The sequence below is a fragment of the Saccharothrix longispora genome (assembly GCF_031455225.1).
In the GTDB taxonomy this organism is placed as follows: Bacteria; Actinomycetota; Actinomycetes; order Mycobacteriales; family Pseudonocardiaceae; genus Actinosynnema; species Actinosynnema longispora.
The window spans coordinates 5,158,054-5,180,627 of sequence record NZ_JAVDSG010000001.1 but is presented as its reverse complement, the minus strand read 5'-3'; the positions used below and the strand labels follow the sequence as shown (position 1 = coordinate 5,180,627).

Here is a 22,574-nt window from a genome sequence, read left to right as displayed (position 1 = left end):
CGGCGTCGGGGACGGCCGCACCCGTCAGCCGAAGCTGACCCGTTCGAGCCAGAAGTCGAGCAGCGCGCGGTCGCCGACGACGTCCTGCGGGGCCTGCCTGCCGTACGCGGTCAGCAGCAGGTCCACCACCGGCCCGCGCACCGCCACGGCCGACTTCTCGTGCGCCCGCCGCCACGCGACGCGGTCACCGGTCAGGTCCACCACCCACTCGGCGTCGTCGGTGTCCGTGGCGTGCAGGTGCAGCGTGCGGCCGGGGCCGAGGAGCTCGCGGCGCTCCGGGTGGAGCTCGACCACCTCCGGCAGCGCGCCCAGCTCCATCCACTCGTCGAGCGCGTCCACGGCGACCTCGGGCGCCACCTCGACCGGCTTGCCCAGCGCCAGGGCGGCGTCGGCGCGGTGCACGAGCGTCTCGTGCGTGAAGCGGCGGGCCCAGAAGACCGGCTTCCCGCCCGGCGCGGCGGTCCACACCTCGGCGTCCGGCCCGGCCTCGCCCAGGGCGTCCGACAGCTGCCGCGCGCCCTCGACGAGCCACGTGCCGTGGTCGGCGGGGTGCTCGTCGGGCTCGACGCGCAGGGCGTCGTCGGGCAGCGGTTCGACGGCCCTGCTCCGGACGACCTCCTCGACCCACCGGTGCCCCGCGCCGACGTGGTGGAGGAGCCTGCCGAGGTCCCAGCCCGGGCACGTCGGCACGGGCGTCGCCAAGTCCGCGCCGTCCACCTGCGACACCAGCTGCTCGGTCTGGGTGACGATCTCCGTGCGGTAGCGGTCGAAGCTCAGTCCTGCCATGGGATCACCGTAGCGCCGGGGCGCCGGACGTAGACTGCCCGCCGTGGAGTTCACCGGCTTCGGCGAGTACGCCATCGACTTCTTCGACGGGCTCGTGGTCGACAACTCGAAGCCCTACTGGGACGAGCACAAGCACGTCTACCACTCCGACGTCCGCGCGCCCATGGAGGCGCTGCTCGCCGCCCTGGAGCCGGAGTTCGGCAGGGGCAAGGTGTTCCGGCCGTACCGGGACGTGCGGTTCAGCAAGGACAAGACGCCCTTCAAGGACCACTGCGGCGGCGTGGTCGAGCTGGGCCGAGGCGGGGGCGCGCACTACGTGCAGGTCGGCCCGGAGGGCCTGTTCGTGGCCGGCGGGTCGTTCGCGATGGCCCCCGACCAGCTCGCGCGCTACCGCGAGTCCGTCGCCGACGACGTGCGCGGCGAGCGGCTGGAGAAGCTGGTCGCGGGCCTCGTCGACGCCGGGTGGGAGCTGCGCGGCGACAAGCTCAAGCGCGCGCCGCGCGGCGCCGACCCCGGGCACCCCCGGATCGAGCTGCTCAAGCACCGGCGGATCTACGTGGCGAGGGTGTGGCCGCCCGACGACGTCCTGCACGAGCCCGGCAGCCTGGAGCGCGTCCGCGACGCGTGGCGCGAGGTCGCCCCGCTGGTCGACTGGTGCGCCGACCACGTCGGCCTCAGCGAGGTCGGCTTCCGCCGCTGACCGGCAGCAGCCGGAACACCAGCGCGCCGACCGCGACGCCCGCCACGTCCACCAGCGCGTCCAGCACGTCGCCGCCGCGCCCCAGCGCGGTCAGGAGCCACTGGAGCACCTCCGAGACCGCCGCGTAGCCGACCAGGCCCGCCAGCAGCGGCACGCGCGGCAGCCGGGCGTACAGGCCCGTGACCGCGAGCAGGGCGAACAGCAGGCAGTGGACGACCTTGTCCGTCCCCGGCGGGGAGTCCGGCACACCTGACTGCGGGGTGAACAGGACGATGACGCTCAGCAACGCCGCGGTCACGAACGGAAGGATTCTCGGGCCCACGGAGGCCATTCTCCCCGTTTCACGGAGGTTACCCCCGGGTACATCCTGATCGGTCCAGTGACAAGGACTACTCTGACCTAACGTGAGTCGACGCGCGAAGATCGTCTGTACGATGGGCCCTGCCACCGGGACCGAGGACAAGGTCAACGAGTTGGTGGCGGCCGGTATGGACGTGGCCCGGATGAACTTCAGCCACGGCAGCCATGCCGACCACAAGCAGGTCTACGACCTCGTCCGCAACGCGGCCGACGCGTCGGGGCGCGCGGTGGGCATCCTCGCCGACCTCCAGGGCCCCAAGATCCGGCTCGGCCGGTTCGCCCACGGTCCGGTCGAGTGGCGCACCGGTGACGTCGTGCGGGTGACCGTCGAGGACGTCGAGGGCACCCACGACCGGGTCTCCACCACCTACAAGCAGCTGGCCCAGGACGCCAAGGCCGGTGACCGCCTCCTGGTGGACGACGGCAAGGTCGGCCTGACCGTGATCGAGGTCGACGGCCCCGACGTCGTCTGCGAGGTCACCGAGGGCGGCCCCGTCAGCAACAACAAGGGCTTGTCCCTGCCCGGCATGGACGTCTCCGTGCCGGCCCTGTCCGAGAAGGACATCGAGGACCTGGAGTTCGCGCTCAACCTGGGCGTGGACTTCATCGCCCTGTCGTTCGTGCGCTCGCCCGCGGACATCGACCTGGTCCACCAGGTCATGGACCGGGTCGGCCACGGCCGCAAGCCCGTCATCGCCAAGATCGAGAAGCCCGAGGCGGTCGACAACCTCGAAGCCATCGTGCTCGCGTTCGACGGCGTGATGGTCGCCCGCGGCGACCTCGGCGTCGAGCTGCCGCTGGAGCACGTCCCGCTGGTGCAGAAGCGCGCGATCCAGATCGCCCGCGAGAACGCCAAGCCGGTGATCGTGGCCACCCAGATGCTCGACTCGATGATCACCAACTCCCGCCCGACCCGCGCCGAGACGTCCGACGTCGCGAACGCGGTGCTCGACGGCGCGGACGCGCTGATGCTGTCCGGTGAGACCTCGGTCGGCCGGTACGCCATCGAGTCGGTGCGGACCATGGGCCGCATCATCGAGGCCGTCGAGACCGAGTCCGTCGTGGTCCCGCCGCTGACGCACGTCCCGCGCACCAAGCGCGGCGTCATCTCCTACGCGGCGCGCGACATCGGCGAGCGGCTGAACGCCAAGGCGCTCGTCGCGTTCACCCAGTCCGGTGACACGGTGCGTCGGCTGGCCCGACTGCACACGCACCTGCCGCTGCTGGCGTTCACGCCGGAGCCGAGCGTGCGCAGTCAGCTTGCTCTCACCTGGGGCACGGAGACGTTCATCGTGCCTAAGGTGGACTCCACCGACGAGATGGTCCGCCAGGTGGACCTGTCCATGCTGTCGATCGGCCGCTACCAGGCGGGCGACCTGATGGTGGTCGTGGCAGGCTCCCCGCCGGGGACCATCGGCTCCACCAACCTCATCCGGGTCCACCGCCTGGGGGAGGAAGACCACGCTTAGGAGATGACGTGACCGAGGCTGCCCGTGCCGCGGCTACCGCCGGGTTCTCGGACGTCCCCCGGGACGCGGACGGCGTCCCGCACGGGCAGCCCGTGCTCGACCGCCTCGTCGCGCTGCTGGACCTGGAGCGCGTCGAGGAGAACATCTTCCGCGGGGTGTCGCCCGCCGAGTCGCCCGTGCGGGTGTTCGGCGGGCAGGTCGCCGGCCAGGCGCTGGTGGCGGCCGGCCGGACCGTCGAGCCCGACCGGCGCGTGCACTCCCTGCACTCGTACTTCATCCGCGGGGGCGACCCGCGCATCCCGATCGTGTACGAGGTGGATCGCATCCGCGACGGCCGCTCGTTCACGACCCGCCGCGTGGTGGCCGTCCAGCGCGGCAAGGCGATCTTCTCCCTGTCGGCGTCCTTCCAGCTCGACGAGCCCGGCCTGGACCACCAGGAGCCGATGCCCGACGTGCCGTCGCCGGAGGAGCTGCCCACCTACGCCGAGTCGGCCGCCGGGTACCTGGAGAAGGTCGGCATGGCCCGGCTGCCCCGGCCGATCGACATCCGCTACGTGACCACGCCGCCGTGGAAGGCCCGCGAGGACGGCCCGTCCGAGGCCCGCAGCCAGGTGTGGATGAGGGCGGACGGCACGCTGCCCGACGACGACCTGCTGCACGTGTGCGTGCTGGCGTACGCCTCCGACATGACCCTGCTGGACTCGGTGCTGGTCAAGCACGGCGTGTACTGGGGCACGGACAAGGTGCTGGGCGCGAGCCTCGACCACGCCATGTGGTTCCACCGCCGCTTCCGCGCCGACGAGTGGTTCCTGTACGACTGCGCCTCGCCGTCCGCGTCGGGCGCGCGCGGCCTGGCCACGGGCCGCTTCTACGCCCGGGACGGGCAGCTGGTGGCGACCGTGGTCCAGGAGGGCCTGCTGCGGGTGCTGGACTAGCCTCCCGCGTACGAGGCGGGTGACCCCGGTCACCCGCCCCGTACGGCGCACCTCAGGCGTCCAGTGCCTCCCACAGCGCCCGGACGTGCTCCTCCCGGGTCGCCTCGGCGCCGATCGCCACGCGGATCGCGAACCGGCCGTCCACCGCGGTGTGCGTGACGAAGGCCCGGCCCGACCCGTTGACCCGGTCCATCGCCGCGCGCGTCGCGTCGTCGCCGTCCCGGCGGGCGATCGTGACGAGCGACAGCGTGCGCGGCGTGACGAGCTCCCAGTCCTCCGACGCGCCGACCCACGACTCCAGCAGCGCCGCCAGCTCCACGTGGCCGCGCAGGTGGGCGCGCACGCCCTCCAGGCCGTACCAGCGCAGCACCGACCACAGCTTCAGCGCGCGGAACCGGCGGCCGAGGGGGATCTGCCAGTCGCGGTAGTCGACGACGGCACCCGACTCGGTCGCGGTGTTGCGCAGGTACTCGGGCAGGATCGCCAGGGCGTCCACCAGCACGCCCGGGTGGGCCGTCCAGAACAGCGACAGGTCGAACGCGGTCAGCATCCACTTGTGCGCGTTCGCGGTGAACGAGTCGGCCCGCTCCAGGCCGTCGAACAGGTCGCGGAACTCCGGGCACAGGGCCGCCGGGCCCGCCCACGCGGCGTCCACGTGCAGCCAGATCCCGTGCTCGGCGCACACGTCGGCGATCTCGCGCAGCGGGTCGACCGCACCGGTGCCGGTGGTGCCGACCGTCGCGCACACCAGGACCGGGCGGCGGCCCGCGGCCACGTCGGCGCGCACCCGCTCGGCGAGGGCGGCGGCGTCCATGGCCAGCGTGGACGGTGACACGGGGACCGCCCGCACGGCCCGCTCGCCGAGCCCGGCCAGCCGCGCCGCCCGCTCCAGCGACGAGTGGGTCTGCGACGACACGTAGACGGTCTCCGCACCGTCCACGCCGGACTTCCGCCACGTGCCGCCGGAGGAGCGGTGCAGCGCCGCCAGCACCGCGACCAGCGCGGCGGACGACGCCGTGTCCTGGATGACACCGCCGCCCAGGAACGACCGCGGCAGGTCCATCGCGGTCACCAGCTCGTCCATCAGGTGCTGCTCGACCTCGGTGGCGGCGGGCGAGGTGGCCCACAACATCCCCTGCACGCCCAGGCCCGACGACAGCAGGTCGCCGAGCACCGACGGCAGCGACGCGTTGGACGGGAAGTACGCGAAGAACCCGGGGTGCTGCCAGTGCGTCGTGCCGGGCAGCACGACCCGGTCCAGGTCGGCGAGCAGGGGGCCGAACCCCTCTCCGCGCTCGGGCAGCGCGGAGAGCTGCCCCCGCACCCAGCCGGGCTCCACCTGCGACCGCACGGGGAACTCCTCGACGCGGGCGCGGTAGTCGGCGATCCAGTCGACCACCTCGTGGCCGATCCGGCGGAACTCCTCAGGCTTCATGCCCCGCACGGTAGACGCGCCGCCTGCGGTGGGTCGGGCGCCGGTCGCCGGGCGGGGTCAGGGCGCGGGTCTCGACGCGTTCGAGCACCACCGAGCTGGTCAGGTTCCGCACCTCGGTGCGCGAGGCGATCTTGTCCACCAGGAACGCCTGGAGGTGCGTGCTGTCGGCGACCGCGATGTGCACCAGGAAGTCGGCCGTGCCGCTGACGTGGAACAGGGAGCGGGTCTCCGGCTGCGCCATGACGAACGCCCGGAACGCCGCCACCACCGGCCGGGTGTGCGGGCGCACGTTCACCGAGACGACGGCCTCCAGCGACAGGCCGGCGGCGCGCGGGTCGACCACGGCGTGGAACCCGGTGATCACGCCGAGGTCGCGCAGTCGGCGCACCCGTTGCAGGCACGTCGAGGGCGCGATGCCCACGAGGTCGGCGAGCGCCCGGTTCTGGAGGGTCGCGTCGTTCTGCAACTCCTCCAGGATCTGCCAGTCGACCGAATCCAGTTCGGCTACCTCGCCCACAACCGCACACGGTACGTGCGAGGTGGAGCAGAACCGAACGGGTACCACACGATCGTGGCGTGCACATCGCCTGGACGTCCTTCCTGCTCGCGCTCGTCGTGGTCACCGTCGTGCCCGGTCCGGACTTCGTGCTGGTGACCGGGAACGCGGTGCGCGGCGCGCGGTACGGCGCGGTGACGGCGCTGGGCGTGGTGACCGGGCTGCTCGTGCACGCCCTGCTGGCCACGCTCGGCCTGTCCGCGCTGGTGGCCGCGGCCCCGGCGGCGCTGCTGGCGGTGAAGGCGGTCGGCGCGGCCTACCTCGCGTACCTGGGCTTCGCCACCCTGCGCGCGGCCCGTCGCGGCGGCCCGATCCGCCGCGCCGCGACGTCCGACCGCTCGCTGTTCCTGCGCGGCCTCCTGTGCGACCTGCTGAACCCGAAGGTGATGCTGATCTTCCTCAGCCTCGTGCCGCAGGCCATGGACCCGGCCGCCCCGCCCCTGCCCCAGGCCGCGCTCCTGTCCGCTGTGGCGGTGACCGTCTTCGCCTGCTTCTGGGCCGTCGTGGCCCCCCTGGCCACCCGCCTCGCCCGCCTGCTCGCCCACCCGCGCGTGCGCCCGTTCTTCGACCGCGCCTGCGGCGCCGCCCTGATCACCATGGCCGCCACCGTCCTCACCACCTGACCGCGCCCACCCGAACCGCGAGAGTCCAACGCCCAGGCCCCCTGAGTTCTACGTTCGGGGGTCACAGCGTCAGACCCGAACGTAGAACTCACCCGACTCGAACGTAGAACTCTCGCGACCTGAACGTTGGACTCTCGCGACCTGGGCATTGGACTCTCGGGTTCGGGGAAAGTGGTTATGGTGGCGCGCACCGGTCGTCTCCTGGGGGTGAGTCCGGCTCGGGTGGGAGGATCGGTATGCGCACACCAGGGGACGCCGCGGCGGTGACGGCCGCGCAGCGCGGCGAGCCCGGCGCGTTGGACGCGCTGGTGGCGGACTACCTGCCGCTGGTCTACAACGTCGTCGGCCGCGCCCTCGGCGGGCACCCCGACACCGACGACGTGGTCCAGGAGACCATGCTGCGCGCGGTGGACGGCCTGGCGAAGCTCCAGGACCCGGAGTCGTTCCGGTCGTGGCTGCTCGTCATCGCGATGAACCAGGTCCGCGACCGGCACCGGCGGAACACGCCCCTGCCGGTGGACCACGAGGTGCTCGACCGCGCCGACCCCGGCGCGGACTTCGCGGACTACGCCATCACGCGGCTCCAGCTGCGCGGGCAGCGGCGCGAGGTGGTCGCCGCCACTCGGTGGATCGGGGACGACGAGCGCGAGCTGCTGTCGCTGTGGTGGCTGGAGTCGGTCGGCCGCATCACCCGCGCCGAGCTGGCCGAGGCGCTGGACCTCACCCCGCAGCACGCCGCCGTGCGCGTGCAGCGGATGAAGGCGCAGCTCGACGCGGCCCGCGTGGTCGTGCGGGTGCTGGCCATGCCGCGCTGCGACGACCTGGCCGCCGTCGTCTCCGGCTGGGACGGCGTGCCCGGCGCGCTGTGGCGCAAGCGGATCGTGCGGCACGCCCGCGAGTGCGACCGCTGCACGCGCGGCTTCGACGACCTGGCGAACGTGGACGGCCTGGTCGCCCGCATCCCGCTCGTGCCGCTGCCGCCCGGCCTCGACCTGCCCGGCCTCGACCTGCTCGGGCAGACGGGGACCGCGGTGCTCCCGGCCGATCCCGCGGTCGTGGTGCAGCCCGCCACCGGGTCGAAGGCCGCGATCGCGGTGAAGAAGGGGTTCTGGGCGCACGCCGCCGCCAAGCCGCTGGTCGCCGCGGCGGCCGTGGCGGCGGTCGCGGGCGGGGTGGTGCTGCTGCCGAACGACCCGCCACCGCCGCTGCCGGTGGCCGCGCCGGTCGCCGTCACGACCACGACGACGGCGACCGCCACCACCGCACCCACCACGACGGCCACGACCACCACGACCACCACCTCGGCGACGACCACCGCACAGCCGGTCGTCGCCGCCCCGCCGCCACCCCGTCCGCCCGCGGCGGCGTCGGCCAAGAAGGGCGTCAGCACCTGGCACTTCGACGGCGTCACGCGGGCGCTGTCGGACATCGGCGCGGGCTGGGTCTACAACTGGGCGACGACCCCGGAGAACGTCCAGGTGCCGCCGGGCGTCGAGTACGTGCCGATGATCTGGGGCGCGAAGGCGGTGACCCCGGCCGACCTGGAGGCGGTCGCGCGGCAGGGCACCACCCTGCTCGGGTTCAACGAGCCCGACCTCGCCGAGCAGTCGAACATGACCGTGGAGCAGGCGCTGGACCTGTGGCCGCGGCTCCAGGCGACGGGGATGCGCCTGGGCAGCCCCGCCGTGGCGCACAGCGCCGACAAGCCGGGCGGCTGGCTCGACCGGTTCATGGCGGGCGCGGAGCAGCGCGGCCTGCGCGTCGACTTCATCGCGCTGCACTGGTACGGCTCGGACTTCGGCCCGGCCGCCGTGGGCCACCTGAAGAACTACCTGGACGCGGTGAGCGCCCGCTACGGCCTGCCGGTCTGGCTCACCGAGTACTCGCTGATGGACTTCTCCGGCGGCGGCGTGCGCTACCCGGACGAGCGGCAGCTGGCCGACTTCGCCGGCGGGTCGTCGCGGATGCTGGAGGGCCTGCCCTACCTGGAGCGGTACGCGTGGTTCGCGCTGCCCGCCGACAAGCCGGGCACGGGGCTGTACCTGCCCGGCGGCACACCCAACCGGGCCGGCGAGGCCTACCGCGCCACCGGTTAGGGGAGCGCCCGCCGCCGCTGGTCGTGCAGCGGCGGCGGGCAGCCGGGTGATCTTCGGGCCGGGCGGTCCCTAAGCTGTGCGGATGAGTTGGGTGACCCTTCGGCAGTTCCGCTGGACGACCAGGATCGGGCCCGACGACCTGCCTCTGGTGTACGGCATCGCCCCGTACGGGGAGCCCGCGAAGCTGCCCGTCGACGTGGCCGACGTCATCCTCGTCAACGCCATGGCCCCGACCACGTCCCTGCGGATCGAGTACGCGACGCGCGTCGACGAACTGCGCCTCCTGCGGAGCTGCCTGCTCGACAAGGCGGACGGCGCGCTCCACCTGGCGGGTGGCGGGTTCGCGTCCAGCTCACCGCACGTGCGGCGCTTCGTCAGCGAGTCGTTCGGGCTCGGCACGCTGTCCGCCGCGGTGCAGAGCGCCTACGAGTGGGTCGCGGGCCCGGACGCGCTGCGCGACTTCGACGCCCTCCCGGTGTCGCTGGCGCGGAAGTACGCGAAGTCACGGGTGCGCCCCGACCTGCTGTTCCGGACGGCGGGCCTGCTGCTGGCGGGTGAGGCCCGCGGCCGGTCGTCCCGCCCGGCCGCGTCCACCCTCCAGCAGGAGAAGCGGCTCAACACCCTGCTGCCCTGGGCGCACGCCCACAAGCAGCCCTTGGTCATGACCTGGGCGCACCTGACGGAGGCCGGGGTCACGGTCGACCTCTACTCGTCCGCCGACGGCGGCAGCTGGCTCGACGCCCCGATCGGCGAGCCCCGGCCCCCGTCGTCGAACCTGTACCTCGACGTGCCCACCGGAGCGGCCGGGGACGCGCGGGCGCCCGTCGACCCGGACGACCCGCCCGGCGCGGAACCGGACGCCGAACGCCCCCCGCCCCGGTCGACCGGCCTGGGGTCGGCCGAGGCGATGTTCTCGGCGAGTCGGGAAACGCTGCCCCTGCTCACGCGGCAGCTGTACGCGTCGGCGCCGGAGACCCCGGTGCGGTTGGCGGACCGGCGGCTCCGGGGCCGGTGGGTGCCCGTGGACCCCGTGCACCCGGACCGGGGGACGTTCCTGCTCGGCGTCCTGGAGGAACCCCTGTCGCCGCGGGACGGCCGGGTGCTCACCGAGCGGCTGCGCGCCCGGAACCGGGACGTGGTGGTCGCCGGCGGCGTGACCGTCGCCGTGCGGGACCGGCTGCTGGTGGCGACCTCCGCGCTGCGCGAGGGGCAGCCCTGGGACCTGCTGGTCGACTAGCGGGCCGCTCCGGGAGGGTCACGGGAGGTCGTCGAACAGCGGCTGCCAGCGGCCGTCGAAGCCGCCGTTGACCGGCAGGTGCCAGCCCGGCGCGAGCCAGGTGCCCCGTTCGCGGCTCCCGGCGTCGTCCAGGCCCCCGTCGTGCACGAAGTACTCGTGCTGCCGCCAGTACGCGCCGTGCGAGGCCGGGTCGCCGCTCACCGCGCCGCGCGTGCGGCCCGCGCTGTCCACGCCGGTCCCGGCGAACCCGCCGAAGTCGTCCGAGCCCGACGGGGTGTCCTCGTCCAGCTCGGCGGAGTACGCGCCGAAGAACCACGCCTTCGACAGGTAGCCCTCGCGACCGTCGGTGAGGTCGGAGGCGGCGTTGTCGCGGGAGCGGTTGTAGAACCGCTGCACGCCCGTGCCGATGCCCAGTGCGGGCGTCTCGAACCGCACGTCGACCACGTCGTCGGCCAGCCAGTGCCGCTGCCAGGCCGACCCCGACCAGTGCGACGGGACGATGTCGGCGAGGTCCTGGAGCTCGTAGGTGAGCCGCTTGACCTGCGGCCACGCCACCTTCGTTCCGTTGTCCACCCGGCTGGCCGCCGACGGGGTCAGCGGGACCGCGCCGAACGCCGCCACCGCGTCCGCCGCACCGCCGGGCACGAACGCGTAGTGCACGTTGCGCGCGTCGTCGGCGCCGGAGATGTGCACCTCGGCCTTCGCCCCGGACGCCATCCGGCCCGCGATCGTCGCCCACGGGTCGGTGACGTACCGCAGCTCGTGCGCGTGCGGTCCCGCGGACGGCAGGTCGAAGTCGCTCTCGTCGGCCTGCCAGAGCAGCAGGTGGGAGCCCAGGAAGCGGACGTCGGGGTCGGACGCGCGGCGCATGACGTGGTCCTTGTGGTGCGTCACGGTGGCGTTGGCGAACGACTCGCCCGCCCCGCCCGGCGTGCCGGTCACCCCGCGCACGACGATCTCGACGCGCTCCCAGTCGTGGATCTCGCGGCCGTCCTTGTCGGCCGCGTTGTACACGTGGTACAGCAGGACCAGCGATTTCGAGCCGCCCTCGGTGAACTCCAGCAGCGCGGTGTAGAGGGTGGGCCTGATCCGCCAGCCGGGGTGGCCGCCCGCCACGTGCGCGGGCACGTCGCGCCAGTTCGCCCGGTTCGTGGCGTAGTCGCCATCGCGGTCGAAGTCGAAGTTCGTGATCCAGTCGCGGCCGGCCTTGCCGTCGTTCTCGTCACCGCGCTTGAGCAGCACCGGCGCGTAGTGCGCCAGGTAGGCCCGGCGCTGGGCGGTGGTCAGGGACCAGGCCGCCGACGCCTGGCCGGGGGCCACCAGGGCGGTGGCGAGGGTGGTGGCGGCGAGGACGAGCGCGCGGAGTCTCATGACCCGATCGTGGAACGTCGGCGGTGCCGGCGGCGGAACCCGGGTTCGGCTCACCGCAGGAAAGCCGCGGCGTGAACTCCGCAGAGTGAACTCCGCAGCGGGAAAGCGCGGCGTGGTCCGCCCGGCAGCCGCCGTCACCGGGCGGACCACGCCTCCCCGGGGTGTGTCCGGGGAACGGGGGTCCGCCATCGGGACGGGCCCCCGCCGTTCACCGGGTCAGGCCGCGGTCCACTTCTGGTTCGCCGCGCCCGTGCAGGTCCAGATCTGGAGCCTGGTGCCGTCCGCGCTGGTGTTGCCGGTGACGTCGACGCACTTGTCCGCCGCCGGGTTCACCAGGTCGCGCCCGGCCGTGAGGTTCCACTGCTGGTTCGCCGTCCCGCCGCACGACCACAGCTGGAGCTGCGCCCCGTCCGCCGTCGACCGGTCCTTCACGTCGAGGCACTTGCCCAGCGCGCGGATCGTGCCGTCACCGGGCCGGGTCCACTGCTGGGCGGCCGACCCGTTGCACGTGTAGAGCTGCACCGCGGTGCCGTCGGCCGACGAGCCGCCCGCCACGTCGACGCACTTGCCGCCCAGGCCGGTGATGGCGCCGCCGACGGGCGGGTTGCCGCCGCCCGGCGTGCCCGACCAGGTGAACGTCGCGGTCGTGCGGGCAGGCAGGCTGTAGGTGAACGCCTGGTTGCCCCAGTTCACCCGGATCGACTGCGCCGACGTGCCGCCGTTGTGCGCGATCAGGGCCTTGGAGCCGTCCGGGTTCTTCCACGCCACGTTCTGCACGGTGCCGTTGGCGGTCGAGTCGATCCGGTGCGCGCCCGGCTTGACGAACTTCGTCAGGTGACCGGTCGTGTAGTACTCGACCGTGTAGTCGACCTGGCCGGCGCGCGCACCGCCCTCCTGCACGGTGATCAGGCCGGTGCACGTGCCGCAGCCGCCGTTGTGCGGGCCCCTGTTCTGGTTGAGCGCCAGGCTCCACTTCACCAGGCTGCCGCTCCAGTTGCGGGCGTAGTTCACGATGTCGGCCAGGTCCTCGTTGTGCTGGTTCGAGATCCACGTGCCGCCGGAGTGCTCCGTGCTGAACTGCTTCACGTTCGGGTACTGGTCGTGCACCTGCGTGCCCACGGCCGGCTCGCCGAAGTAGCCGTGCCAGGCGATGCCGCCGAACAGCGGGTCGTTGCGCACGCCCGCGTCGCCCAGGATGGCCGCGCCGAAGTTGGCGTAGTCGCCGTAGTTCCAGTCGTGCACCATCACCTTGGTGGTGAGGCCCGCCGCGCGGAACGCCGGGTACACGAAGTTCTTGGTGAACTCGACCAGGCCGGCCGGGTTCCAGCTCATGCCGGGGTAGTCCATCTCGGTCGGGTTGGACGCCTTGCAGCAGTTCGGCTCGTTCTGCACCGAGATGTACTTGATCGGCACGCCGGCGGCCTGGTAGCTCTGCACGTACTTGACCAGGTACTGGGCGTAGGTGGGGTAGTGCTCCCACTTCAGCCAGCCCATCTGGTCCATGCGCCCGTTGTCCTTCATCCAGCCCGGCGCGCTCCACGGCACGCCCTTGACGGTGAGGGCGGGGTTGAGCTGGCGCGCCTGCTGGGTGAGCAGCCGCACGTTCGTGTCGTAGCCGTTGGCCCCGAAGTCGTTGAGGTCGCAGCACGTGTCGTCGAGCGAGACGTGGCCGGGCCGCGACAGGTCGGACGCCCCGATCGGGTTGCGCACGAAGGACAGGCCGATGCCGTCGACCGGGTGGAACAGCCTGCGCATCACCGCGTCGCGGGTGGCGGCCGAGACGGCGCCACCGCGCAGCAGGTGGGCGGTGGTGTCGGTGATCGACGCGCCGCCGCCCTCGAACTGCTGGTAGGTCGTGCCCTCGTTGACGGTGATGGTGTGCGTGGCACCGCCCGCGCTGGTGCTGAACGCGACGGGGGACTGCGGCTGGAGCCCGCGCGTGACGGTGCGTCCGCCGCTGTCCGAGGTGGTGGTCAGGTGGATGGCGACCGACTCGCCCGCGGCGACCGCGGCGGGGGAGGGGACGGCCGTGATGGCGGCGGCGAAGGCGACCGCCGTGACGCCGGCGCTGATGAAAGCCCGACGGTGGGATGAGGGCACCTCGGACTCCTTTCACGACGTTGTGGACAGGGGACGGCGACGGCTTGTAACAAATGAAACAAATGTGGAACTTCCTCGCAGAGCAAAGGAAACAATGCACCCGCGACGGGTGTCAAGGTCGCCCGCCCAGCCCGGTAAAGACCGTGAAAAGGCGTGGAACGGTCCGCGTCAGGCCGGCCGCGCGGGTCCCGTGGACTCGCGCACCACCAGCTCCGTGGCCAGTTCCACGTGCAGCGCCTCCAGCTCGTGCCGCTCCAGCAGGCGCATCAGCAGCGTCACGGCCATCCGCCCCATCTCCTGCAGCGGCTGCCGCACGGTGGTCAGCTCCGGCCGCGTGGCGCGGCTCAGGTCGAGGTCGTCGAACCCGGCCACGGACACGTCGCCCGGCACCGACAACCCCAGCTCGCGGGCCGCGCGCAGGGCCCCGACGGCCATCTTGTCGTTGAACGCCACCAGCGCGGTCGGCCGGTCGGGCAGGCCGAGCAGCTCGCGCGCGACCCGGTGGCCGTGCGCGGTGGTCGGCTCGTCGACGTGCCGCAGCAGCTCCGCCGAGGGCAGCACGCCGACGTCCGACAGCGCCGCCGCGTACCCGGCCAGCCGGCCGTCGGCCGCCAACCAGTCGGACGGGCCGCCGATGATGCCGATGCGCCGGTGCCCCAGCTCCACCAGGTGCGCCATCAGCCGCCGCGCTCCCGCGAAGTGGGCCGCCGACACCGACGCCACGTCGCGCGGCAGCTCGGTGCGCGGGTCCACGACCACGAACGGGAACCGCCGGTCGCGCAGCCGCACCAGCTCCTCGGCGGGCTCCGGCGGCAGGATCAGCAGCGCGCCGTCCACGTCCGAGCGGCTGGGCAGACCGGGCAGGACGGTGGTGCGCTGACCCGAGGTGCCGGCGTCCAGCAGCACCTGCCTGCCGTGCAGGGCCAGGGTCTCGGCCACGCTCGACACGATCAGGCCGAAGTAGTCGTCCAGCAGGTACGGGCAGCGCACGTGGATCGAGCCGACCGGCTTCGCGCCCCGCGGCCTCGGCGCCTGCGCGCCCAGCTCGTCCACGGCCCGCAGCACCAGCTCGCGGGTGTGCCGGGCGACGTTGGCCTGGCCGTTGAGGACGCGGGACACGGTGGCGATGGACAACCCGGTCGCCTTCGCCACGTCCCGCACGGTCGCCCTGGTCATGCCGCTCCTCTGTTCCACGTTTTGTTTCACGATGTTACAGCGCCGGTCGCGCACAGCGGCCCTCCGTGTTCAGGGGGTCCGCACAGGTGCGCGCGGGCCCGGACTTCGGCAGGCTTGGGGGATGACCACCTCCGAGGCACCCGCGCGGATCGCCGTCACCGGGCTCGCCGTCATGGGCAGCAACCTGGCGCGCAACCTCGCCCGGCACGGCTTCCGCGTCGCCGTGCACAACCGCACCTCCGCCCGCACCGAGGCGCTGATCGCCGAGCACGGCCACGAGGGCGACTTCGCGCCCGCCGAGACGCTGGAGGAACTCGTCGCGAGCCTCCGGACGCCCCGCCAGATCATCATCATGGTGAAGGCGGGCGCCCCCACCGACGCGGTCATCGACGAGCTGGCGCCCCTGCTGGAGCCCGGCGACATGGTGATCGACGGCGGCAACGCCCACTACGCCGACACCCGCCGCCGCGAGGCCGCGCTGAAGGAGGCCGGCCTGCACTTCGTCGGCGCCGGCATCTCCGGCGGCGAGGAGGGCGCGCTCAACGGGCCGTCGATCATGCCCGGCGGGTCGGAGGAGTCCTACCGGCACCTCGGGCCGGTCCTGGAGTCCATCGCGGCCCAGGTGGACGGCGTGCCGTGCTGCGTCCACGTCGGACCCGACGGCGCCGGCCACTTCGTCAAGATGGTCCACAACGGCATCGAGTACGCGGACATGCAGCTCATCGCCGAGGCGTACGACCTGCTCAGGCGGGTCGGCGGGTTGGCGCCCGCGGAGATCGCCGAGGTGTTCCGCGGCTGGAACACCGGCGACCTGGAGTCCTACCTGGTCGAGATCACCGCCGAGGTGCTCGGCCACGTCGACGCCGGGAGCGGCGCGGCGCTGGTGGACGTGATCGCCGACGAGGCCGAGCAGAAGGGCACCGGCCGCTGGACCGTGCAGGAGGCGCTGGAGCTGGGCGTCCCGGTCACCGGCATCGCCGAGGCGGTGTTCGCCCGCTCGCTGTCCGGCCGGGTGGGGCAGCGCGAGGCGGTGCGCCGGGCGTTCGGCGCGGGCGAGCCGGCCGTCTCGGACCAGGACGTCGAGCAGCTCGTCGACGACGTCCGGCAGGCGCTCTACGCGTCCAAGGTCGTCGCCTACGCGCAGGGCTTCGACCAGATGCGCGCGGCGGGCGCCGAGTACGGCTGGGACCTCGACCTGGGCGCCATGGCCACGATCTGGCGCGGCGGGTGCATCATCCGGGCCCGGTTCCTCGACCGCATCCGCGAGGCGTACGACAAGGAGCCCGCGCTGGCCTCGCTGCTCGTCGACGACTACTTCCGCGACGCGGTCGCGAACGCCGAGGCGGCGTGGCGCCGGGTCGTGGTGAAGGCGGTGTCCGCGGGCGTGCCCGCACCCGGCTTCGTGTCCGCGCTGGCCTACTACGACGGCCTGCGCTCCGAGCGCCTGCCCGCCTCGCTCGTCCAGGGCCTGCGGGACTTCTTCGGCGCCCACACCTACCGCCGCACCGACCGCGAGGGCAGCTTCCACACCCTCTGGTCGGGTGACAGGTCCCAAGTGGGCGCCTGACGCCCGCGCCCCGATCATGGCCGGGTGCGCGAGCGCTTCCGGCGGAACCCCGTCACGGCCGGCTACCTGCTGGCCGTGGCGGCGTTGGCGCTGCTGACCGGGTTCGTGTTCGCCGACGGGATGTCGGCGCAGGTGCGGGAGTCGCTGAGCACCAGCGCCGCCACCCTCGACCACCACCCGGTGAGCGCCCTGCTGGGCAGCGCGTTCGTGCTCGACCCGGCCCACGGGGTCGTCCTCGGCGGCCTCGCCCTGCTCGCCGTCGCGGTGTTCCTCGGCGCCCTGGAGCGCGAGGTCGGCCCGTGGCGCACGGCGTCCGTCGCCCTCGCGGGCCACGTCGGCGCGGCCCTCGTGACGGCCCTCGTGCTGTCCTCCGACCCCTACGCCCAGGACTTCGCCCACCACGCGGACGTGGGCGTCGACCGCGTGGCGTTCGCGGCGGCCGGCGCGGTCACCCCGCTCGCGCCCGGCGTGCTGCGCGTCCCGTGGGCGGCCCTCCCGCTCGCCTGCGCCGTGCTCGGCGCCCGCTGGACCGGCCCCCTGCCCGACCCCGACGCCGTCGGCCACGTCGCCGCCGTCCTCGTCGGCGTGTGCGCCGGCACCCTCGCCGTGCGCCGGGCGTACGCGGCGGTCGGCCGCTAGGCGGCCGTCACCAGCAGTGACGGCCCACCCGATGATCAACACGACCGGGTGGAACGGCTGTCAGATCCGCCACTCCGTCGTCATGATGGTCCCGACGCGACCTGTACGACGCGGGCTGTGCCGACACGTCCACTGTGCCGACACGGAGGTGCCACCGTGGCGACCCCCCACCACCGCGCCAGGGCCGAGCCCCGACTCGCCGCCCCCCGGCCGCGCCCGCCGCTGCCCCCGACACGGCGGTAGGCACCCCACCCGCCCGACGCCCCCGGCCACCGCCGGGCGTCGACCCCGCGCACCCGAACCAGACCGCACCGGACACTCCACACAGGACGGACAACGCGATGGACCGACCACGCCCCACCAAGTCCCACGCCGGCGAGCACACCACGGCGGGCCCACCGGGCGGGCTCGCCGCAGTGCTGCGGCACGACCTGCCCGCCTCGGTCGTGGTGTTCCTGATCGCCGTGCCGCTGTCGCTGGGCTTCGCCGCCGCGACCGGCGCACCGCTGATCGCGGGCCTCGTCTCGGCCGTCGTCGGCGGTGTCGTGGCGGGTGCGCTCAGCGGCGCGCCGCTCACCGTCAGCGGCCCGGCGGCGGGCATGGTGGTGATCACCTCGGGGATCATCGCCGAGTACGGCTGGGCCGCCACCGCGATGATCACCGCCGGCGCGGGCCTCGTGCAGGTGGCCCTCGGCCTCACCCGCGTCGGCCGCGTCGCGCTGTCCCTCTCGCCGGCCGTGGTGCACGGCCTGCTCGCGGGCATCGGCGTGACGATCGCCGTGGGCCAGCTCGTCGTCGTCCTCGGCGGCCGGGCCGGTTCCTCCGTGCTCGACAACCTCGCCCGGCTGACCGGCCCGGTGGGCGGCGGCGCGCTGCTGGTCGGCGCGGTCGCGGTGGTCGTGCTCGTCGCGTGGCCCGCGGTGCCGCGCTCCTCGTACGTGCCCGCGCCGCTGGTCGCCGTGCTGGCCGCGACCGCCGCGGGCAGCGGGCTGCCCGTGGCCAGGGTGGACCTCCCGGAGAACGCGCTGGACCAGCTCGTGCTGCCGCGCATGCCGTCCGGCGCGGTCGCGGGCATCGCGTTCGCCGTGCTCGCCGTGGCCGTGGTGACGGCCGTCGAGTCGCTGCTGTCCGCGGTCGCGGTGGACAAGCTCCACCCCGGACCGCGCGCCGACCTCGACCGCGACCTGGTCGCGCAGGGCGTGGCCAACACCGTCGCCGGCGCGCTCGGCGGCCTGCCGGTCAGCGGCGGCATCGCGCGCGGCTCCACCAACGTCGCCGCCGGCGCCCGCACCCGCGCCTCGACCGTGCTGCACGGCGTGTGGATCGCGGTGTTCGTGCTCGCGCTGGGCTCGGTGCTGGAGCTGATCCCGCTGGCCGCGCTGGCGGGCGTGCTGCTGGTCGTGGGCGTGCGGCTGGTCAGCGTGCGGCGGATGCGCGCCCTGTGGCGGCACGGCGAGTTCACCGCCTACGCGGTCACCGCGCTCGGCGTGGTCGCGCTCGGCCTGGTCGAGGGCGTGCTGCTGGGCGTCGCGGCGGCGGCCCTGCGCTCCCTGCACCGCCTCACGCGCAGCTCCGTGCGGGTCGAGCCCGAGCACGACGGGTGGCGCGTGGTCATCCGCGGCTCGCTGGTGTTCCTCGGCGCGGGCCGGCTGGTGCGGGCGCTGCGCGACATCCCGCTCGGCCGGCGCGTCGTGCTGGAGCTGCACATCGACTTCCTCGACCACGGCGCCTACGAGGCGATCGACGACTGGCGCACCGGCTACGAGCGGCTGGGCGGCTCCGTCGAGGTGGACGAGGTGCACGACACCTGGTTCAGCAAGGCCACCAGGGGCATCCCGGCGCTGCGCAAGACGCCGCTGTCGCCGCTGCCGCGCTGGTTCGCGCCGTGGTCGCACTGGCAGCGCACGCGCGCGGTCACCGTGCCCCGGCAGCGCGGGGACGCCGACCCGGTGGGCGGCACCCCCGCGGGCATCGACCCGATGATCCGCGGCATGCGCGAGTTCGAGCGCGCCACCGCGCCGCTCGTGCGCCCGTTCCTGGCCGAGCTGGCCGCGCGGGGCCAACGCCCGCGGCAGCTGTTCATCACCTGCGCCGACTCGCGCGTGGTGCCCAACCTGATCACCACCAGCGGACCGGGCGACCTGTTCTGCGTGCGCAACATCGGCAACCTGGTGCCGCTGGACGCCGACGACTCGGTGGGCGCGGCGGTCGAGTACGCGGTGGAGGTGCTGGCCGTGGAGACGATCGCGGTGTGCGGCCACTCCGACTGCGGCGCGATGAAGGCCGTCGTGCACGGCGCCGCGCGTCCCGGCTCACGGCTGCACGCGTGGCTGCGCGCGGCCGAGCCCAGCCTGATCCGGTTCCACGCGGCCGACTCGGACCTGCCGGTGGTGGAGCGGCTGGCGGTGGCCAACGTCGCCCAGCAGCTGGACAACCTGATGACCTACCCGAGCGTGCGGGAGGCCGTGGCGGCGGGTTCGCTGCGCCTGGTGGGGATGTACTTCGACATCTCCGAGGCCCGCGTCTACCTGGTCGACCCCGAGCGCGACGGCCTGGAGCCGGTGCGGGTGTGACGGCAGGGCCGCGGTGCGGGACCGGCCCCGGTCGGGGGGTGCGGGACCGGTCCCGCCCCGGCACTGCGTCGGACGGCGCCGGTGGGGTTCGTCCTCCGGGGAGCGGTGTCGTCCGACGGGAGCGGGCGGACCCGCTCGTCCAGGGGCTAACCGACGCTGCGCAGGTGCCTGCGCCGTCCGGAGGGCTCGTCGCCCGACACGGTCAGGCACAGCTGCGCGCCGAGGTAGGCCCGGCACGGCGACGGCAGGCGGCGGCTCCACCGGCGCGTGCGGCACGTCGGGCAGCGGCCGTGCTCGTCGGGCGTGTGCTCGGCGAGCAGCGACCGGAGCGCGGTGACCACGCGGGGCAGTTCGCCCCGGGCCAGGTCCACCGCCGTCTCGTCGTCGCCGGTCGCCGCGAGGCGGACCAGCGCGTCCAGGTGCTCGTGCAGGGACTTGTCGAGCTGGCTGAAGACGGTGACGGACACCTTCAGCGCTCCTTCCCGGGTCGGTTGCCCACGCAGCCTGGGCCCGCCCGCCGTCGAACTGCAAGTTGCACTACACGAATGGATGACGTCCCTTTGCTCCACAGGGTGACGGGCACAGACTGGTGGGCGGTCGTCGTCACGAGGAGGCGCGGATGCCCCGCGGCAGCAGCCCCACCCTGCGCAAGCGCAGGCTGGTCGCCGAGTTGCGCAGGCTGCGCGAGGCCGCCGACCTCACCATCGAGGAGGTGGCCGAGCGCCTGGAGTGCTCCGCCTCCAAGGTCAGCCGGATCGAGACCGGCCGCGTCGGCGTCACGCCGCGCGACGTCCGCGACATGCTCGACGCCTACGGCGCCGACCCGGACACCCGCGACGAGCTGGTGCAGCTCGCCCGCGAGGCGCGCCGCAAGGCGTGGTGGGACGAGTTCGGCGACATCGCGCCCGGCCGCTACGTCGGGTTCGAGGCCGACGCCGAGTCGGTGCGCGCCTACCAGGGGCTGATGGTGCCGGGCCTGCTCCAGTGCGAGTCCTACACCAGGGCGCTGATCGGGGACGTGCTGCCGCACGCCGCCCCGGCCGAGGTCGACCGGCGGGTGAGGCTGCGCAAGGCGCGCCAGGCCCTGCTGCGCGAGGACGACCCGCTGCGCCTGCACGTCGTCGTCGACGAGGCCGCGCTGCGCCGCGTGGTCGGCGGTCCCGCCGTGATGCGCGAGCAGATGCGGAGATTCGGCGAAGTCGGCGAACTGCCGAATGTCACCCTCCAGGTCATTCCTTTCACCGCGGGCGGTCACGCCGCGATGGACGGCCGGTTCGTGATACTCGCGTTCCCGGAGAAGCTCGATCCGGACGTGGTATACATCGAAAGCACGAGGAGCGACGTCTATTTGGAACAGCCGGCCGATGTCGCGGGCTATTCCGACATGTTCGCGCGGCTCTGCGCCCGATCGCTCGACCCGGCGGCGTCGGCCGCGCTCATCGAGCGGGTGGCGCGCGAGCACGCCTAATCTGTGGAGCGTGGAGCACATGGAACGTGAGTGGCGCAAGAGCACGCGTTCGTCCGCCGGCGGCCCGGAGTGCGTGGAAATCGCGCTCGACGCGGTGCGCACCGGCGTGCGCGATTCGAAGAACCGAACCGCCGGCGAGTTGGACTTCGGTTCCGCGCAGTGGTCTCGTTTCCTGGGTTCCGCGAAGAACGGCGCGCTCGACCCGCGCTGATCCGCGCTGATCCCCTAGGCCGACCGGTGGTGAATGCCGCGCCGGCGGCCGAACACCCCTGAGTCCGACCGCCCCGGACCACTACCGAAGGTCAGGGGTCGTATCAGACTCCGGGCGGATGTGCGGTTCCCCCGAACGCGGTGGACTTGTCCGGGACCCGTTCCACCGGGTCCCACTCCACCCGTCCGACACCCGAAGGCCATACCCTGCGCGGCGGCACGTCCCGCGCGGCCGTTCACCGCGTCGGGCGCACACCGCGATCACTGGGGGACCACACATGGCTCTGCTGACCGACGCCCTGGAGGGGCTGGCCGGTCTGCCCCAACCCGCCGTCCTGGCGGTCACGGGCGCGCTGACGCTGGCGGAGTGCACGCTGGGCGTCGGGTTCATCGCACCCGGCGAGAGCGCCCTGCTGCTCGCCGCGACCACGGTCACCAGCGTGTCCAGGTTCCTGGTGATGTGGCTCGTGGTGTCGGTCTGCGCCGTCGCGGGCGACAGCATCGGCTACTTCCTGGGCCGCCGGTACGGCGACCGGCTGCGGGAGAGCCGCATGGTGCGCAGGATCGGCCAGGAGCACTGGGACAAGGCCGGCGCCCTGCTGCGCAAGCGCGGCGCGTGGGCGGTGTTCGTCGCCCGGTTCATGCCGGTGGTCCGCACCCTGGTGCCGGCCTCGGCGGGCGCCTCGAAGCTGGAGTACCGCCGGTTCCTGCCCGCCTCGATCGCGGGCGCGGTGTGCTGGTCGGCGCTGCACATCGGCATCGGCTCGGCCGCGGGCGCCTCGGCGAAGTACATCGAGTCCGTCTTCAACGGGGCGATGTGGGGCCTCATGGGTGTCGCGGTCCTGGTGGGCGGCGTCGTGGTGCTGCGCCGCCGGCGGGCCGCCGCCCGCACCGCGCCCGCACCCGCGGAGCTGGAGGAAGTGGCCTGAGCCCGGACGCGTCGAAGGGGCCGCGGTCGGGGGTTCGGTTCCCGGCCGCGGCCCCTTCCACTGGGGGAGGGCAAAGGAGGAGGGCCATCCCCTACCGGATGACCCCTCTCCACGTGGAGAAGGGGACGAGGGCGGGCCGGCGTTCCGCCGCCGCGGGCTGGATGCCCCTTGCACGCCGGCCTGCCCTCGTCGTTCAAGGAGAGCAGCGGATGTTCCGCTGTCTGGTCCAACCTCCCCGCCGGGGGTTCGCCCTGTGTGGTCGGTCGGACACGCTTAGCGTAAGAATGCGGCTACAGCGCGACTGGAGCCGGACTGAAGTGATCTCCTGGGCTCGGTCGCGGGAG

20 protein-coding genes are annotated in these 22,574 nt (G+C 73.6%); 12 read left to right on the top strand and 8 right to left on the bottom strand.

The genetic code is table 11. The features are described 5' to 3' along the window. Positions 1-24: 24 nt before the first annotated feature. A complete protein-coding gene (locus tag J2S66_RS21245; RefSeq protein ID WP_310308970.1) occupies positions 25-786 on the bottom strand; it encodes a maleylpyruvate isomerase family mycothiol-dependent enzyme in 762 nt (253 codons plus the stop codon). A gap of 43 nt (positions 787-829) precedes the next feature. Here J2S66_RS21245 and J2S66_RS21240 point away from each other — a divergent pair, with 43 nt between their 5' ends. Beyond that, positions 830-1,486 carry a DUF2461 domain-containing protein gene (locus J2S66_RS21240; RefSeq protein ID WP_310308969.1) on the top strand — a complete coding sequence of 219 codons (657 nt, stop codon included), beginning with the start codon at positions 830-832 and terminating at the stop codon, positions 1,484-1,486. On the opposite strand, the gene J2S66_RS21235 is transcribed toward J2S66_RS21240, so the two are convergent. Further along, positions 1,461-1,784, bottom strand: a complete 324-nt coding sequence (locus tag J2S66_RS21235; RefSeq protein WP_310308968.1) for a VanZ family protein — start codon at positions 1,782-1,784, stop codon at positions 1,461-1,463. The two genes, J2S66_RS21240 and J2S66_RS21235, sit on opposite strands and share 26 nt — an antisense overlap. A 106-nt stretch (positions 1,785-1,890) precedes the next feature. Here J2S66_RS21235 and pyk point away from each other — a divergent pair, with 106 nt between their 5' ends. Both pyk and tesB read left to right on the top strand, forming a co-directional pair. Beyond that, positions 1,891-3,315, top strand: coding sequence for a pyruvate kinase (pyk, locus tag J2S66_RS21230; protein WP_310308967.1), 1,425 nt, complete (start codon positions 1,891-1,893; stop codon positions 3,313-3,315). A gap of 8 nt (positions 3,316-3,323) precedes the next feature. Continuing rightward, entirely contained in the window at positions 3,324-4,250 is a 927-nt protein-coding gene (gene tesB, locus J2S66_RS21225) for an acyl-CoA thioesterase II (RefSeq protein ID WP_310308966.1), read from the top strand. 52 nt (positions 4,251-4,302) lie between these two features. Here tesB and J2S66_RS21220 read toward each other — a convergent pair whose 3' ends face one another. Beyond that, on the bottom strand, positions 4,303-5,685 hold the full coding sequence (locus tag J2S66_RS21220; RefSeq protein ID WP_310308965.1) for a pyridoxal phosphate-dependent decarboxylase family protein: 1,383 nt from the start codon (positions 5,683-5,685) through the stop codon (positions 4,303-4,305). Then, positions 5,675-6,202, bottom strand: a complete 528-nt coding sequence (locus J2S66_RS21215) for an Lrp/AsnC family transcriptional regulator (protein ID WP_310308964.1) — start codon at positions 6,200-6,202, stop codon at positions 5,675-5,677. Before J2S66_RS21215 ends, J2S66_RS21220 begins: the two co-directional genes overlap by 11 nt. Positions 6,203-6,261: 59 nt before the next feature. Between J2S66_RS21215 and J2S66_RS21210 the strand changes: the two genes are divergently transcribed. The 3 genes from J2S66_RS21210 (at position 6,262) to J2S66_RS21200 (ending at position 10,197) form a co-directional block, all read left to right on the top strand. Continuing rightward, entirely contained in the window at positions 6,262-6,864 is a 603-nt protein-coding gene (locus J2S66_RS21210; RefSeq protein ID WP_310308963.1) for a LysE family translocator, read from the top strand. A 236-nt stretch (positions 6,865-7,100) separates the two neighbouring features. Then, positions 7,101-8,960, top strand: a complete 1,860-nt coding sequence (locus J2S66_RS21205; RefSeq protein ID WP_310308962.1) for a sigma-70 family RNA polymerase sigma factor — start codon at positions 7,101-7,103, stop codon at positions 8,958-8,960. Positions 8,961-9,042: 82 nt separating this feature from the next. Beyond that, on the top strand, positions 9,043-10,197 hold the full coding sequence (locus J2S66_RS21200) for a hypothetical protein (protein WP_310308961.1): 1,155 nt from the start codon (positions 9,043-9,045) through the stop codon (positions 10,195-10,197). An 18-nt stretch (positions 10,198-10,215) separates the two neighbouring features. Here J2S66_RS21200 and J2S66_RS21195 read toward each other — a convergent pair whose 3' ends face one another. From J2S66_RS21195 to J2S66_RS21185, 3 genes are all read right to left on the bottom strand, one after another. Then, a complete protein-coding gene (locus tag J2S66_RS21195; protein ID WP_310308960.1) occupies positions 10,216-11,568 on the bottom strand; it encodes a hypothetical protein in 1,353 nt (450 codons plus the stop codon). A 216-nt stretch (positions 11,569-11,784) separates the two neighbouring features. Further along, the gene (locus J2S66_RS21190) at positions 11,785-13,668 is read right to left on the bottom strand and encodes a ricin-type beta-trefoil lectin domain protein (RefSeq protein WP_310308959.1); all 1,884 of its coding nucleotides are present in this window, start codon (positions 13,666-13,668) and stop codon (positions 11,785-11,787) included. Between the two features lie 168 nt (positions 13,669-13,836). Then, the gene (locus J2S66_RS21185) at positions 13,837-14,844 is read right to left on the bottom strand and encodes a LacI family DNA-binding transcriptional regulator (RefSeq protein ID WP_310308958.1); all 1,008 of its coding nucleotides are present in this window, start codon (positions 14,842-14,844) and stop codon (positions 13,837-13,839) included. A 121-nt stretch (positions 14,845-14,965) separates the two neighbouring features. Here J2S66_RS21185 and gnd point away from each other — a divergent pair, with 121 nt between their 5' ends. From gnd to J2S66_RS21170, 3 genes are all read left to right on the top strand, one after another. Beyond that, positions 14,966-16,411 (top strand): NADP-dependent phosphogluconate dehydrogenase, encoded by a 1,446-nt coding sequence (gene gnd, locus J2S66_RS21180; protein ID WP_310308957.1) that lies wholly within the window; start codon positions 14,966-14,968, stop codon positions 16,409-16,411. 24 nt (positions 16,412-16,435) lie between these two features. Further along, positions 16,436-17,050, top strand: coding sequence for a rhomboid family intramembrane serine protease (locus J2S66_RS21175; protein ID WP_310308956.1), 615 nt, complete (start codon positions 16,436-16,438; stop codon positions 17,048-17,050). A 341-nt stretch (positions 17,051-17,391) separates the two neighbouring features. Beyond that, entirely contained in the window at positions 17,392-19,623 is a 2,232-nt protein-coding gene (locus J2S66_RS21170) for a SulP family inorganic anion transporter (RefSeq protein WP_310308955.1), read from the top strand. A 146-nt stretch (positions 19,624-19,769) separates the two neighbouring features. Here the strand turns inward: J2S66_RS21170 and J2S66_RS21165 are convergent, their stop codons facing one another. Next, positions 19,770-20,090: a hypothetical protein gene (locus J2S66_RS21165; RefSeq protein ID WP_310308953.1), complete on the bottom strand. Its 321-nt coding sequence runs from the start codon at positions 20,088-20,090 to the stop codon at positions 19,770-19,772. 152 nt (positions 20,091-20,242) lie between these two features. Here J2S66_RS21165 and J2S66_RS21160 point away from each other — a divergent pair, with 152 nt between their 5' ends. The 3 genes from J2S66_RS21160 (at position 20,243) to J2S66_RS21150 (ending at position 22,230) form a co-directional block, all read left to right on the top strand. Beyond that, entirely contained in the window at positions 20,243-21,091 is an 849-nt protein-coding gene (locus tag J2S66_RS21160; RefSeq protein WP_310308951.1) for a helix-turn-helix domain-containing protein, read from the top strand. Between the two features lie 19 nt (positions 21,092-21,110). Continuing rightward, positions 21,111-21,302 carry a DUF397 domain-containing protein gene (locus J2S66_RS21155; RefSeq protein WP_310314957.1) on the top strand — a complete coding sequence of 64 codons (192 nt, stop codon included), beginning with the start codon at positions 21,111-21,113 and terminating at the stop codon, positions 21,300-21,302. Positions 21,303-21,579: 277 nt separating this feature from the next. Beyond that, complete coding sequence (locus J2S66_RS21150) at positions 21,580-22,230, top strand: DedA family protein (protein WP_310308949.1); 651 nt, start codon at positions 21,580-21,582, stop codon at positions 22,228-22,230. The last annotated feature ends 344 nt before the right edge of the window (positions 22,231-22,574 follow it).